General features: G+C 72.8%; 14 protein-coding genes. 6 read left to right on the top strand and 8 right to left on the bottom strand.

Features of this window, described 5'->3' with window-relative positions; translation table 11 throughout:
- Positions 1-4 precede the first annotated feature (4 nt).
- A complete protein-coding gene (locus tag ACGFIB_RS30945; RefSeq protein ID WP_393376635.1) occupies positions 5-901 on the top strand; it encodes a hypothetical protein in 897 nt (298 codons plus the stop codon).
- A 4-nt stretch (positions 902-905) separates the two neighbouring features.
- Here ACGFIB_RS30945 and ACGFIB_RS30940 read toward each other — a convergent pair whose 3' ends face one another.
- Together ACGFIB_RS30940 and ACGFIB_RS30935 are read right to left on the bottom strand one after the other, a co-directional pair.
- Positions 906-1,688: an ABC transporter permease gene (locus ACGFIB_RS30940; protein WP_357238576.1), complete on the bottom strand. Its 783-nt coding sequence runs from the start codon at positions 1,686-1,688 to the stop codon at positions 906-908.
- Entirely contained in the window at positions 1,685-2,569 is an 885-nt protein-coding gene (locus tag ACGFIB_RS30935; protein WP_393376633.1) for an ABC transporter ATP-binding protein, read from the bottom strand. Before ACGFIB_RS30935 ends, ACGFIB_RS30940 begins: the two co-directional genes overlap by 4 nt.
- A 132-nt stretch (positions 2,570-2,701) precedes the next feature.
- On the opposite strand from ACGFIB_RS30935, the gene ACGFIB_RS30930 reads away from it, so the two are divergent.
- The 3 genes from ACGFIB_RS30930 to ACGFIB_RS30920 are packed head-to-tail and all read left to right on the top strand — an operon-like array spanning position 2,702 to position 6,034.
- Positions 2,702-3,895 carry a sensor histidine kinase gene (locus ACGFIB_RS30930; RefSeq protein WP_393376632.1) on the top strand — a complete coding sequence of 398 codons (1,194 nt, stop codon included), beginning with the start codon at positions 2,702-2,704 and terminating at the stop codon, positions 3,893-3,895.
- A complete protein-coding gene (locus tag ACGFIB_RS30925; protein ID WP_393376630.1) occupies positions 3,892-4,593 on the top strand; it encodes a response regulator in 702 nt (233 codons plus the stop codon). The genes ACGFIB_RS30930 and ACGFIB_RS30925 overlap by 4 nt, the downstream gene beginning before the upstream one ends.
- A 13-nt stretch (positions 4,594-4,606) precedes the next feature.
- Complete coding sequence (locus tag ACGFIB_RS30920; protein WP_393376628.1) at positions 4,607-6,034, top strand: dihydrolipoyl dehydrogenase family protein; 1,428 nt, start codon at positions 4,607-4,609, stop codon at positions 6,032-6,034.
- On the opposite strand, the gene ACGFIB_RS30915 is transcribed toward ACGFIB_RS30920, so the two are convergent.
- The 4 genes from ACGFIB_RS30915 to mads6 form a co-directional block, all read right to left on the bottom strand.
- Complete coding sequence (locus ACGFIB_RS30915; RefSeq protein WP_393376626.1) at positions 6,031-6,657, bottom strand: nucleoside/nucleotide kinase family protein; 627 nt, start codon at positions 6,655-6,657, stop codon at positions 6,031-6,033. The genes ACGFIB_RS30920 and ACGFIB_RS30915 overlap by 4 nt on opposite strands.
- Positions 6,658-6,681: 24 nt before the next feature.
- Positions 6,682-7,089, bottom strand: a complete 408-nt coding sequence (locus tag ACGFIB_RS30910) for a pyridoxamine 5'-phosphate oxidase family protein (protein ID WP_357020470.1) — start codon at positions 7,087-7,089, stop codon at positions 6,682-6,684.
- 76 nt (positions 7,090-7,165) lie between these two features.
- Complete coding sequence (locus tag ACGFIB_RS30905) at positions 7,166-7,807, bottom strand: response regulator transcription factor (protein ID WP_142573580.1); 642 nt, start codon at positions 7,805-7,807, stop codon at positions 7,166-7,168.
- 67 nt (positions 7,808-7,874) lie between these two features.
- Positions 7,875-9,281 carry a methylation-associated defense system protein kinase MAD6 gene (mads6, locus tag ACGFIB_RS30900; protein WP_357238589.1) on the bottom strand — a complete coding sequence of 469 codons (1,407 nt, stop codon included), beginning with the start codon at positions 9,279-9,281 and terminating at the stop codon, positions 7,875-7,877.
- A 221-nt stretch (positions 9,282-9,502) separates the two neighbouring features.
- On the opposite strand from mads6, the gene ACGFIB_RS30895 reads away from it, so the two are divergent.
- Both ACGFIB_RS30895 and ACGFIB_RS30890 read left to right on the top strand, forming a co-directional pair.
- Positions 9,503-10,549, top strand: a complete 1,047-nt coding sequence (locus ACGFIB_RS30895) for an NAD-dependent epimerase/dehydratase family protein (RefSeq protein ID WP_357238591.1) — start codon at positions 9,503-9,505, stop codon at positions 10,547-10,549.
- A 23-nt stretch (positions 10,550-10,572) separates the two neighbouring features.
- On the top strand, positions 10,573-10,821 hold the full coding sequence (locus ACGFIB_RS30890) for a hypothetical protein (RefSeq protein ID WP_142573585.1): 249 nt from the start codon (positions 10,573-10,575) through the stop codon (positions 10,819-10,821).
- 864 nt (positions 10,822-11,685) lie between these two features.
- Here the strand turns inward: ACGFIB_RS30890 and ACGFIB_RS30885 are convergent.
- Together ACGFIB_RS30885 and ACGFIB_RS30880 are read right to left on the bottom strand one after the other, a co-directional pair.
- Positions 11,686-12,123: an ATP-binding protein gene (locus tag ACGFIB_RS30885; RefSeq protein ID WP_357238593.1), complete on the bottom strand. Its 438-nt coding sequence runs from the start codon at positions 12,121-12,123 to the stop codon at positions 11,686-11,688.
- A gap of 97 nt (positions 12,124-12,220) precedes the next feature.
- Positions 12,221-12,595 carry an STAS domain-containing protein gene (locus tag ACGFIB_RS30880; RefSeq protein ID WP_357238595.1) on the bottom strand — a complete coding sequence of 125 codons (375 nt, stop codon included), beginning with the start codon at positions 12,593-12,595 and terminating at the stop codon, positions 12,221-12,223.
- Positions 12,596-12,770 lie beyond the last annotated feature (175 nt).

The raw sequence follows: 12,770 nt of genomic DNA, 5'->3' as shown, positions 1-12,770 counted from the left end.
CGAAATGGCAAAAAGCACGAGCGTCGCCGGGGTCCTCGCGATCGGCGCCGTCCTCGCCGGTGGCGCCGTGATCGCGAGCGTTCCTCTCGTCGCGGCTCCGGCGGGGGCCGCCACGATGTCCGCACAGCACAGCCTCGTCCGGCTCGGCCATCCGCACTCCCGGGGGCGGAACAACCGCCAGAAGAACGGGCACCGGCACAATCAGCGGCTGCGGGAGCAGCAGCGCCAGCACCAGTTCCTGATGCGCGACCTCACGCTGGTCCTCGTCCCCTTCCAGAAGGAGACGACGTCCGCGGCCGCGCTGCCGTACAACTGGCAGAACGACAGCGTCTCCGCCCAGACGTACAGCGACCAGGACCAGTGGGCCGCGTTGCAGGACACTTCCGAGGCGGCCGAGCTCGTCCGCGACGGCCAGGAGGGGGACTCCAAGACGATGGTCTCCCCGCGGACGGAAGAGCACGACGTGGATCGGTCCGTCGCCGTGGACGGGAAGAAGGACGGCAAGCGGGACCGCCCGGCGCCCCGGCCGCTCACGCCCACACCCACGCCCACGCCCACGACACCGCCGACGACGCCGCCGACGACGCCGCCCACGGTCGTTCAGCCCGTCGTGCAGTCGGCCGCCAAGCCGGCCGTCAAGCCGGTGGTGAAGCCCGTGGTGAAGGCGGCCGTCAAGCCCGCCGTTAAGCCTGTCGCGCAGCCTGTCGTGAAGCCCGCGCTCGCGCCCGCGACGTGCGCTCCCGCCTGTTCGCCCGGCCTCACCCTGCCCCTGACCCTCTCGCTCACGGCCAAGGTGTCCCTCGCGCCGGGCGCGGGTGCGAACACGGCCGCGAAGCCGGCCACCGGTACGACCGGGACCACCGCGACCACCGGAGCCTGCGTGCCGCTGAGCGCGAGCTGAGCCGTCAGACGTCCCTGCGGGCCAGCAGGACGGCGGCCACCGCGTACGGCACCGCCACCCAGGCGGCCATCGCCGCGAGCGCGGCGAGCGGCGACAGGAGCGCGCCGCCGAGTGACTGGGGGTTGCCGGTGCCGGCCAGCTGGCCCGCCAGGGCGCCTGGCAGGATCGAGCCGATGCGCTCGTTCCAGGGCGCCGGGATGTTGTTGACGATGATCGGAAGCACGTACCAGACCGCCACGAGTGCGGCGACGGCGGCGACGGCCGACCGGGTGATCGCGGCCAGGCACAGGCCGAGCAGCGCGAACATCGCGATGGACAGGCTCAACGCGAGGAAGAGCGGCATCTGACGGCTCAGCGTTTCGGCCGACTGCCCCTGGATGGGCCGATCGCCGATGATGAGCCGCCCGGCGGCGTACGTCGCGAGCACGGCCGCGAGTCCCGTGCAGAAGGCGACGACCGCGACGACGCCCGCCTTGGCGGCGAGCACCCGCCCGCGCGACGGCAGCACGGTGAACGTGGTGCGGATCATGCCGGTGCCGTACTCGCCGGAGAAGGCGAGGACGCCCAGCACGGCCAGGCACAGCGAGGCGAGCCAGTTGGCGAGCTCGGGCAGCGACGACACCTCAAGGCGGTCGCGCTGGTCGGGCGGCAGGCCCTCCCACAGGTGGACGGCGTACCACGCCAGCAGGGCCATGAGAGCGACGACGACGGCGACCACGCCGAAGACGACGGAGGTGGACCGGAGGGTGCGGAGCTTGAGCCATTCGGCGGCCAGGGCGTCGATCACCGGTCCGCACCCCCACCCGTGAGCCGCATGTAGGTCTCCTCAAGTGAGACGCCGCGCGGGGTGACCTCGTGGAGGGGGATCGCGTGCCGGGCGGCGAGGTCGCCGATCTCCTCAGGATCCAGGCCGCGCACCGACAGGCCCCCGTCGTCCTCGGCGGCGACCGTCCCGCCCGCGGCCAACAGCGCGCCGGCGAGGTCACCGGCGCGGCTGCTGCGGACGAGGACGTCTCGCACGGCGGTCAGCTCCCGCATCGGGGTGTCCGCGATGAGCCGCCCGCCGCCGATGATGACGAGGTGGTCCGCGGTGAGCTCCATCTCGCTCATCAAATGGCTCGACAGGAGCACCGTGCGTCCCTCGGCGGCGAGGCCGCGCAGCAGTTCGCGGATCCAGCGCACGCCGTCCGGATCGAGGCCGTTGACGGGCTCGTCCAGCAGCAGCACCGCGGGGTCGCCGAGGAGCGCGGCGGCGATTCCGAGACGCTGGCGCATGCCGAGCGAGAAGCCCCCGACTCGCTTGCGGGCAACGCCGGCCAGGCCCACCTGCTCGATGGCGGACACGACTCGCCCAATCCCGATGCGGTTGGCGCGGGCCATCCAGCTCAGGTGGCCGAGGGGCGTACGGCCGCCCTGGACGGCGCCGGCGTCCAGGAGCGCGCCCACCTCCCGCATCGGGTGCCGGATGCGGTCGTAGCGGCGGCCGTTCACCAGCGCCTCGCCGCTCGCCGGGCGGTCCAGGCCCAGGATCACCCGCATGGTCGTGGACTTGCCCGCGCCGTTCGGCCCGAGGAACCCGGTCACGCGGCCTGGTTTCACGTGGAACGTCAGCCCGTCCACGGCGACCGTGCGCCCGTAGCGCTTGGTCAGCTCTCTCACTTCGATCATGTCCCGACGGTCTCGCGCGCCGCCCGTCTCCCGCGTCGGAGCGAGGTGCGATCCGCCGGACGCGCCTCAGACCGTGGCATGACAGACCGGGGGAGGAGGCGGAGCGCGCCCGCGTATGGCTAGCGTGGGCGCGTGGACGATCCGGACGTGCGGCCGTTGTTCCCCCGGCCGCTGCGCCCCCGTGAGCTGGTCGCGCTCGACCTGCCGGTCGCGCTGGGTTACGCGTTCGTGCTGGTCGTCGACTCCCCGGCCGTGCATCATCCCGTGGCCTGGGTTCTGATCGCCGCGATGACGCTGCCGCTCGCGGTCCGGCGGCGGTGGCCGCTGACGGTCTTCTGCGTCGTCGCGGTCGCGTCCGTGGCGGCCATGGCGCTCGGTGTCACGCGGGAGCCGCTGGCCGCCGCGGCGTACGCGCTCTATCCGGTCGCGCTCACCACGCGGCGGCGCCGGTGGGAGCCGACGGCGGCGATCGGCGCGCTGACCGTCGGGGCGCTGCTGCTGGCGGCGTTCGGCGGCGTGGCGGGCGAGCCGGAGGTCAGGCGGATCGTGGAGACCGTCGTGCTCGGCTCGCTCGCGCTGGGCGGCGCCTGGACGATCGGCAGGGCGGTGCGGGAGCGCCGGGCGTACGCCGCGCACCGGGCCGAGCAGGCCGCCGAGCGCGCGGTGACCGAGGAGCGGCTGCGCATCGCCAGGGAGATGCACGACGTGGTCTCCCACACGCTCAGCCTCATCGGGGTCAAGGCCGGGGTCGCGGCGCACGTGGCGGACCGGCGGCCGGAGGAGGCCCTGGAGGCGCTGCGGGTCATCGAGAGCACGAGCAGGCAGGCGCTGACCGAGATGCGGCACATGCTCGGCGTGCTGCGTACGGCCCCCGGAGAGGTCACCGGCGCGCTGTCTCCGGCGCCGGGCCTCGCGGCGCTGCCGGACATCGCCGAGCGCGCGGCGGCCGCGGGCGTACGCGTGGATCTGGACGTGCGGGTGACGGACGGCGGCCTGCCCCCGGCGTTGGAGCTGGCGGTCCACCGGATCGTTCAGGAGGCCGTGACCAACGTGGTCAGGCACGCCGCTCCGGCGGCCTGCCGGGTTTCGGTGCACGACGAGGGAGAACGGGTGCGGATCGAGGTGACCGACGACGGGCCGGGCCGCCGGGTCCTGCCCCCCGGCCCGCCCGGGGACGGGTTGATCGGGCACGGGGTGGTCGGGCACGGGGTGGTCGGGATGCGCGAGCGCGTCGCGGCGTACGGCGGGGAGTTCGCGGCCGGTCCGCTGCCCGGCGGCGGGTTCCGCGTGCTCGCCCGCCTGCCGCTGGAAAGGGAGGGGACGTGAACGAGCCGATCCGGGTGCTGCTCGCCGACGACCAGGAACTGCTGCGCGGCAGCCTGCGCCTGCTGGTCGACAGCACGCCGGGGCTGGTCGCGGTCGGCGAGGCGGGCACCGGGGCGCGGGCCGTCGAACTGGCTCGCGCCGAGCGTCCCGACGTCGTGCTGATGGACGTGCGGATGCCCGGCATGGACGGCATCGAGGCGACCCGGCGGATCTGCGCCGAGCCATCCGGCGTGAAGGTGCTGATCCTCACGACGTTCGACCTCGACGAGTACGTCTACGCGGGGCTGCGGGCCGGGGCGAGCGGGTTCCTGCTGAAGAACACCCCGCCCGCCGACCTGTTGACGGCGATCCGCGTCATCGCCGCCGGCGAGGGGCTGCTGGCGCCGAGCGTGACGCGGCGGCTGATCGCCCAGTTCACACAGTTCGCCCAGTCAACACAGTTCGGCCGGACCGCCGCGGACCGGCCTCGATCCGGCCCCTCGCTCGACGGCCTCACCGCTCGGGAGCGTGAGGTGCTCACGCTCGTCGCGCGCGGCCTGTCCAACCTGGAGATCGCCGCGAGCCTGCATGTGAGCACGGCCACCGTGAAGACCCACATCGGCCACCTGCTCGCCAAGCTCGGCGCGCGCGACCGGGCCCAGCTGGTCATCGCCGCCTACGAAGGGGGGCTCGTCTCCACGTCACGGCCGCCCTCGTGACAGGGTGGAATCCGTGGAAGCCTTCGATGTGATCGTGATTGGTGCCGGTCCCGCGGGAGAGGTCGCGGCGGGACGGGTGGCGGCGGCCGGCCTGAGCACCGCCATCGTGGAGAGCGAGCTGGCGGGAGGGGAGTGCACCTACTGGGCCTGCATACCGAGCAAGGCGCTCCTGCGCCCGGTGGACCTCGCGGGAGAGGTGCGCCGGGTCACGGGGCTGCGGCTGGACGACACAGCCGAGGGCGGGCCGATCGACGCCGCCGCGGTGCTGGCCCGGCGTGACGCCGCGGTCTCCGACTACGACGACGCGGGGCAGGTCCGGTGGCTCGACTCGGCGGGTGTGACGCTCGTGCGCGGCACGGGACGGCTCGCCGGCCCCCGGCGGGTCGAGGTCACGACGGCCGACGGCGGCGTCCGGACGCTCGTCGCGAACCACGCCGTCATGCTGGCCACCGGGTCCGGCCCGGTGATCCCGCCCGTGCCCGGCCTCGCCGCAGCCGAGCCGTGGACGAACCGTGAGGCGACCGGCATGCGTGCCGTACCGGAGCGGCTCGTGGTGATCGGCGGCGGCGTGGTCGCGTGCGAGATGGCTCAGGCCATGCGCGGGCTCGGGGCCAGGGAGGTCACGATGCTCGTCCGGGGCGGCGAGCTGCTGACGAGGATGGAGCCCTTCGCCGGGGAGACGGTCGCCCGGTCGCTGACGGACCAGGGGATCGACATCCGCACGCACGAGAGCGCCGAGAAGGTCGAGCGGCCGGAGCCGGGAGGCGAGGTCACGGTGCGGCTCGCGAGCGGGGGAACGGTCACGGCCGACGAGATCCTGGTCGCCACCGGCCGCAGGTCCGCCGTCGGCGACCTCGGCCTGGCCTCGGTCGGGCTGCCGGAGTCCGGTCCCGTCGAGGTGGACGAGAGCATGCGGGCCACCGGCGTGGCGGACGGCTGGCTCTACGCGGTGGGCGACGTCAACGGCCACGCGCTCCTCACGCACATGGGCAAGTACCAGGCGCGGGTGGCCTCCGACGTGATCGTCGCCCGGGCGCGGGGCGAGGCGGACGACCGGCCCGGCATGCGCGACCGCGCGGGCCGTGCCGGGGCGCCGCAGGTGGTCTTCACCGATCCCCAGGTGTGCGCGGTGGGCCGCACGGAGGCGCAGGCCCGCGCCGAGGGCTTCGACGTGCGGGTCGTGGAATATGACATGGAGCAGGTGGCGGGCGGCTACCTCCTCGGCGACGGCTACCGGGGCAAGGCCAAGGCGGTGGTGGACGAGCGCCGCCGGGTGCTGCTCGGCGTGACCTTCGTGGCCCCGGGGGCGGCCGAGCTGCTGCACGCCGCGACGATCGCGGTCACGACAGGGGTGACCCTGGACGACCTGTGGCACGCCGTCCCGGCGTTCCCGACCGTCAGCGAGGTGTGGCTGCGCCTGCTGGAGGAGTACGGGCTCTAGAGACTGATCACGGCGGGGTGGCGCGGGTCCTCGACGCGGACGACCACGTCGGCGGCCCGCACCGGGCCGGTCTCGCGCTCGTACCGCTCGTAGGCGGGCAGCGTCCACCGCTCCCCGGGCGGCGTCCGGCGGGTCAGCGCGGCGGGCGATATGGCCAGATGGACGGTCAGGTCGAACGGCAGGCCGCGCCCGAGTAGCAGCGCGCCGTCGAGCAGCACCACCCCGCCCGGCTTCAGCGTCACGTAGTCCGCGCGGGTGGCCCGGTCGCGCTCGCTGTCCCACAGCGAGGGCAGCACCCGGCCCGTACGGCCGGGTTCGAGCGGTCCGAGCACCTCGCGGGTGAGGCCGCCCACGTCCAGCCACTCGTCGTAGAACGCGTCGGGGTCGGTGCGGCCGAACTCCAGCCGGAGCGAGGCCGGGCGCAGGAACCCGGCCACGGGCACCCGCAGGACCTCCCGGCCCCGCAGGCGCAGCGGCTCCACCAGGTCGTCGGCCACCCGTCCCGGTCCTGCGGCGGGAGCGCCGTCCACGGCGACGCGCACCCACGCGTCGCGCGGCCGGTCGGCGATCAGGTCGGCGAGTTCCTCCACGAGCAGGGACGGGGAGACGGGACGCGCACGCACGTTCCCATCATCCACCGGTTCGGATTACCGGCTCAGCCGGCGGCCGGAGATCTGCTCGGGCGCCATCACGATGAAGTGGTCGTGGCTTCCGGGCACCCACGGCGTGAGCGGCAGCGCCGACAGGCGGGCGATCTCCTCCGGTTCCGAGACCGCGCGGGCGTGCCCGACCGCGGTCACCGACCAGCCCGTACGGAACGTCGCGTCGAAGTCGTCGGCCTCGAAGGCGACGACGGCGTTGCGCGCCGCGGCGGCCAGTTTGGAGCCGGGGGCGGTGCGGATGACGATGTTCCCGTCGAGCAGGCAGAAGTTGACCGGTTGGACGGCGGGGAGGGCGCGATCGGTGAAGACGATCCTGCCGATCGGGGCGGAGGCCAGCAGGTTCAGGCACTCCCCTCCGCTGAGGATCTCCAGGCCGGCCGAGTCGAGCTTCATGTCTGCAAGCTTGGGGGATCGGCCGCCGAGCGGGTTAGGGACGAAGGTCCCGTCGTCGACGTCGATCGGCCCCGGCTCAGCTCTCCCGCCCGGCCTTGAGGCGGGCGGCGAGCGCGGCGGCCTGGGTGCGGCGCTGCATGTCGAGCTTGCTCAGCAGGTTGGACACGTAGTTCTTGACCGTCTTCTCGGCCAGGAACATCCGCTCGCCGATCTGGCGGTTGGTCAGGCCCTCGCCGATCAGCTCCAGGATCTGCCGCTCCTGGTCCGACAGCGCGGCCAGCGGGTCCTTCTTCGCGGCCTGGTCGCGCAGCCGGTGCAGCATCGCGGCGGTGGTCTGCGGGTCGAGCAACGACTGCCCGCCGGCCACCGTGCGCACCGCGCCGACCAGGTCCGAGCCGTGGATCTGCTTGAGCACGTACCCGGCCGCGCCGGCCATGACCGCGTTGAACAGCGCCTCGTCGTCGGCGTAGGAGGTCAGCATCAGGCAGGCCAGGCCGGGCACCTTCGAGCGCACCTCACGGCAGACGTCCACCCCGCTGCCGTCGGGCAGGCGCACGTCGAGCACCGCCACATCCGGCTTCAGCGCGGGGATGCGGGCCACCGCCGACTCGGCCGTCCCCGCCTCGCCGACGATCTCGATGTCGTCCTCGGCGTCCAGCAACGCCGCCACCCCACGCCGCACGACCTCGTGGTCGTCCACCAGGAACACCCGAATCATGAACCGGACCCTAGCCTTCCCCGCGCCGCGGGAGAAGTGCCGAAGGTCCCGCGTGACCGTCCCGGTCTCAGCGGCGGGACAGGCGACGCAGGGCGCTCCTGATCCTGCCGCCGAACGGCGCGCGCCGCCGCCGCGGCTGGGCGTCGCGGGCCACCCGCAGCTCCACGAGGGCCGTGGCCGCGTCCGGGCGCTTGGCCGGCGTGGGGTCGCGCATTCGCCGTACGAGGTCCATGACCTCGGGGGCGACGCCGCCGGCGTCCGGCTCGGCGTCCACGCCGGGCGTGGGAAGCTCGCCGGTGAGGAGCTGGAAGGCGATGACCCCGGCCGAGTACACGTCGGCGGCGGGGGTCATCCGGTCGGGGCGCGCCCGGCATTCGGGGGCGACGTAGTGGACGTCGAGGATGTTGGGCAGCTCGTTGGCCACGGTGTGCTTGCGCGAGCCGGGCTTGGCGTAGTCGAAGCCGGTCAGCATCGCGTTCCCGTCGTCGGTGACGAGCACGCAGGCAGGGGTCAGCGCCCGGTGGATGACGTTGTTGGCGTGGACGTGCGCGAGGCCGTCCAGCATGTCCTCCATCACGCCGAGCTTGGCGTCGATGCCCAGCCTCCGCCCGGTCAGGTGCAGGTGCAGGGCCTGCCCGTGGACGTCGTCGAGCACGAGCACGAACCGGCTCTCGTCGTCGATCGCGAAGAAGTCCCGCGAGCGTACGACGCAGGGGTGCGGCGGGATCTTCGCGAGCGACTGGTAGGCGTTGGCGATCCGGCGCTGCTCGGCCACCCGCCGGCGCTGCTCGGCCATCGGGTCGGCGCGGTAGACCCGCAGCAGCACGGTCCCGCTGGCCGGGGCCGTCGAGTTGACGGCGCGATACTCGGTGACCCGGATGTCGCCGCCGAGCTGCTCCTCCACCTCCCAGTTGCCGAAGCGCGGCGGCGCGGTCGAGCGGCGCACGGTGCCGTTCAGCGCCTCCAGGATCGCCGTGCGGTACGGCTCGGCGTCGCGGCTGCACCCGTGCCGCACCCGGGACGCGTCGCTGAGCATGGGGATGACCCCGGCGATCGTGGTGACGTGCCGGGCGTCGCGGCCGCTGGGGTCGACGAGGACGGCTCCGGGGGCGGTCAGCACCACCACGTTGTCGACATACAACCGCTCCAGCTCGCGGTGCTCCTCGATCAGCAGGCCCTTCAGCGCCCGCGCGGTGCCGCGCAGCTTGGCGACCGGTGAGCCGAACGCCTCCCGGTGCTGGGGGAACCATCGCGTGCCCGACACCTCGAACCGGCCCCGGGCGCCCTTCACGTCGATCACCACGAGCGAGTGGCCGGTGAGCACAACCACGTCCACCTCGAACAGGTCCGCGCCGCGCGGGATCTCGATGTTGTGCAGCAGCAGCCAGTCGTCAGGGGCGTTGTCCCGCAGGTGGGCGATGACCCTTCGCTCGGCGTCATTGACGGGGCGTCCGCCACCGACGATCTGAGCCATCTCTGCCGCTCCGCCTCTCTGACCAGATTGAGAACTTAATCCTCCTAGGTAGCGGTATTCCCGCGCCACCACTGATTCCCCCGCATTGTCCCAGGGGAAATCTGGAACACCATCTTCGGGCCCGCTCCAGCCGGGCAACCACGAAGCGCGTGATCACCGATTGGTCGGGGATGTGGGTCATCGCGGTTTGTGGCGGCTGATGCCAGGAAACGGAGTATTTCATGCGAGTTGTCGTGATTGGTGCGAGCGGAAACGTCGGCACGAGCGTGCTCGCCGCCCTCGAGTCCGAGCCGAGCGTGACCTCGATCGTCGGGGTCGCCAGGCGGATGCCGAGCCGGCAGCCGGCGAAGACCGAGTGGCATACGGCCGACGTCTTCCGGGACGATCTCGATCCGATCCTCGCCGGCGCCGACGCGGTCGTGCATCTGGCCTGGCTGTTCCAGCCCACGCACGACCCGGTCACCACCTGGAACTCCAATGTGCTGGGCAGCAAGCGCGTCTTCGACGCCGCCGTCCGGGCCGGGGTCTCCGTCCTCGTCCACTCGTCGTCGGTCGGGGCGTACTCGCCGGGGCCCAAGGACCCGCCCGTCGACGAGTCCTGGCCGACCAACGGCTGGCCGAACGCCGCGTACGGGCGGGAGAAGGCCTACGTCGAGCGCATGCTCGACATCTTCGAGCGCGACCACCCGGACATCCGCGTCGTGCGGATGCGGCCGGGGTTCATCTTCAAGGAGGAGGCCGCGACCGAGCAGCGGCGGCTGTTCGCCGGGCCGTTCCTGCCGCGGCGGCTGATGCGGCCGGGGCTGATCCCGTTCGTGCCGGACATGCCGCGGCTGCGGTTCCAGGCGCTCCACTCGCGGGACGCCGGCGAGGCGTTCCGGCTGGCGCTCACCCGCGACGTGCGGGGCGCGTTCAACATCGCCGCCGACCCCGTGATCGATCCCGCCGTGCTGGCGGACCTGCTCGGCGCGCGGCTGGTGCCGGTCCCGGCCGCGGTGGTGCGCACGGCGGTGTCGGCCGGTTGGCACCTGCGGCTGATCCCGGCCTCGCCGGGCATGGTGGAGATGGTCCTGCAGATCCCGATCATGGACACCACCCGCGCCCGGCGGGAGCTGGGCTGGCAGCCCCGGCACAGCGCGGTGGACGCCCTGCGCGCGGTGATCGAGGGCATGCGGCGCGGTGCGGGCATGGAGACCCCGCCGCTCGCGCCCGACTCGAGCCGGAGGCGGATCAAGGAGGTCACGACCGGCGTGGGCACGCGGCCGTAGCAGGCCGCGGCGAGGGAGGCGCGATGGTGCTGCTCGACCCCGACTGCGTACGGCGGCTGCTGGAGTCGGCCGACCCGGACGTCGCGCTGGTCTTCGTCCGGGGCGAGTGCCTCGTGCTGCCGCTCGGCGAGATCGACGAGAGGCACCGCACGCTCGTGGTGGTGCGCCGCGCGGACCTGCCCGAGGCCTGCGGCGACGAGCCGGTGACGGAGGAGCGGGTGGAGGCGCTGACGCGGTGCCTTGAGAACGCCGTACGCGACCTCGGGTCCTGAAGCCGCCACCCGGCCGGTGATGCGTGACGAGGGCGTCACGCACGGTAACATCGTCTCGTACACCCCCTCTCGAAGTGGGCCCGGACGTCGTGCGGACGTGCCGTGGGCGGCCCTGACATGCCGCCCGATGCCGTCCTCTGAGACAAATGACGGCGTGTCGCGCGCTGACCCAAAATTCCGGAAAGCGCTGCGGACAAAACGGACAGCCAACTTCGCATCGACGGACAAATCAGGATCAAAAGCTATCGCATGCTGTGATCTGATCGTCACTCTTCGTACGGAACCTAGAATGCCGCTCGTATGCGTTGCGTGCACGGTGGGTCACCTGTGAACATCAGGGAAAGGTCCGGAATCCCTCCTACCGGGTCGGCGGCGCGACGGCGGCGGGGATTCCGCCCATGGCGCGCCCCGGACCGGCCGGGAACGGATTCCTGATCGGGCCGACCGACAGATCCGGGAGATCGATCCCGGACAGCGCATATGGGGAGGGGGCCCCGATGACTGCTATCAGGCCCCGCGCGAGCGGGGGACGCCGTCATGAAGGGCGGATTCACGACCCGGAGTTCGGCTCGTGGATCGGCGAGGTGGCCAGAGCGGTCCGGGACGTGGTTGACAGCACACCCCGGACCATCCGCCTCTGCGCCCTGATCGCGGTTGCCGCCGCGTCATGGGCATTCCTCAAGTAGCCGTCCAGCAGCCATGAGGAGGTGGTCGCGGACCCAGGTTAAGGCGGCCGGACAGCCGTGATGGCCCGGTTTACGGGATCGGGACGATACCCAGGGCCAACCAGGGCTCAATCCGGACTCAACCTGGCTCAACCCGGGTCCGCGACGGGCCGCCGGTGCCGACAGGGCCGGCGCCCGCTCAGACGGGGCGGGCGCTGCGCCCGACGGGGGCGGCGCCCTCGTCGGCGGCGCCGTCGTCAACCTGCATCGACAGCCGGATCGTCGACTGTCCGGGGACTTGGTCGATGGTCACCGCGTCGCACAGCTCACCCATGAGCCACAGGCCGAAGCCGCGGTCGCCGCGACCGGTGGGCCGTTCGTCCGGCACCGCACCGGGCCGCAGGACGCCGACATGGTCGGCGACGTCGACGGCGAGCACGCCGCCGTCGCAGGAGATCGCCAGGGTGCCGGCTCCCCCTCCGTGTTCGAGCACGTTGATGGCGGCCTCGTTGGCGGCGATGACGAGGTCGTCCAGCCGGGAGCCGGTCAGGCCTGCCCGCAGGGCGTACCGCTGGATGTTCTCGCGCAGCGCCGCGAGATCATCCGTTATCGGCCACTGCCGGCGGTGATCCACCACCTGTCCTCCTCGCCGCTGTCTTCCTGGCTGGGTCTGCCGCCCGATGTCTTCGAGGCTACCGTCTCGTTACCCGTTCCCTGCCTTCACCTGCCTGCCCTCACCTGGGGGTTGACCGCGCGCCGACCGCGGCGACGGCCTCCGCCAGGCTCGCCGTGAGCGTGAAGGCGCTGGTCAGTCCGGTGAGTTTGAAGATCCTCGTCAGCCGGGCGTTCAGGCTCGCCATCGTCACCGCGCCGTCGCGCTCCTGCATCAGCTTCCGTACGGACAGCAGGATCCGGATGCCGGTGGAGTCGCAGAAGTCCATGCCGCTCAGGTCGAGGACGAGCTCGCGGTGCTCCTCGCCGAGGGCCGCCTCGACGTCCTGGCGCAACCGTTCGGCGTTCGTGTAGTCCAGGGCGCCGTCGAGCGCGACGACCAGCACATGGTCGGCGACCGGGGCGGACACGGGGGTCAGTACGACGGCGGCGGTCACGGAGCACACCTCGGCGGACGTTGTGGGGACGGTCGGGCGTGGGGGGAAGGGGAAGACGGGACCTGGCCGGAGCCCCGGCCAGGTTCGCCAGTCTAGAGCAGCGGCCCCCCTCCGAACCGGGGCGTACGGCCTGCGGAAAGCCGCGACGGAGGGCCAAGCCGGACGATCGAGCTGG

It is taken from the genome of Microbispora bryophytorum (genome assembly GCF_043197435.1).
In the GTDB taxonomy this organism is placed as follows: Bacteria; Actinomycetota; Actinomycetes; order Streptosporangiales; family Streptosporangiaceae; genus Microbispora; species Microbispora bryophytorum.
Note: the sequence above shows the minus strand (reverse complement) of the source record. Positions and strands in the feature narration are given on the sequence as shown.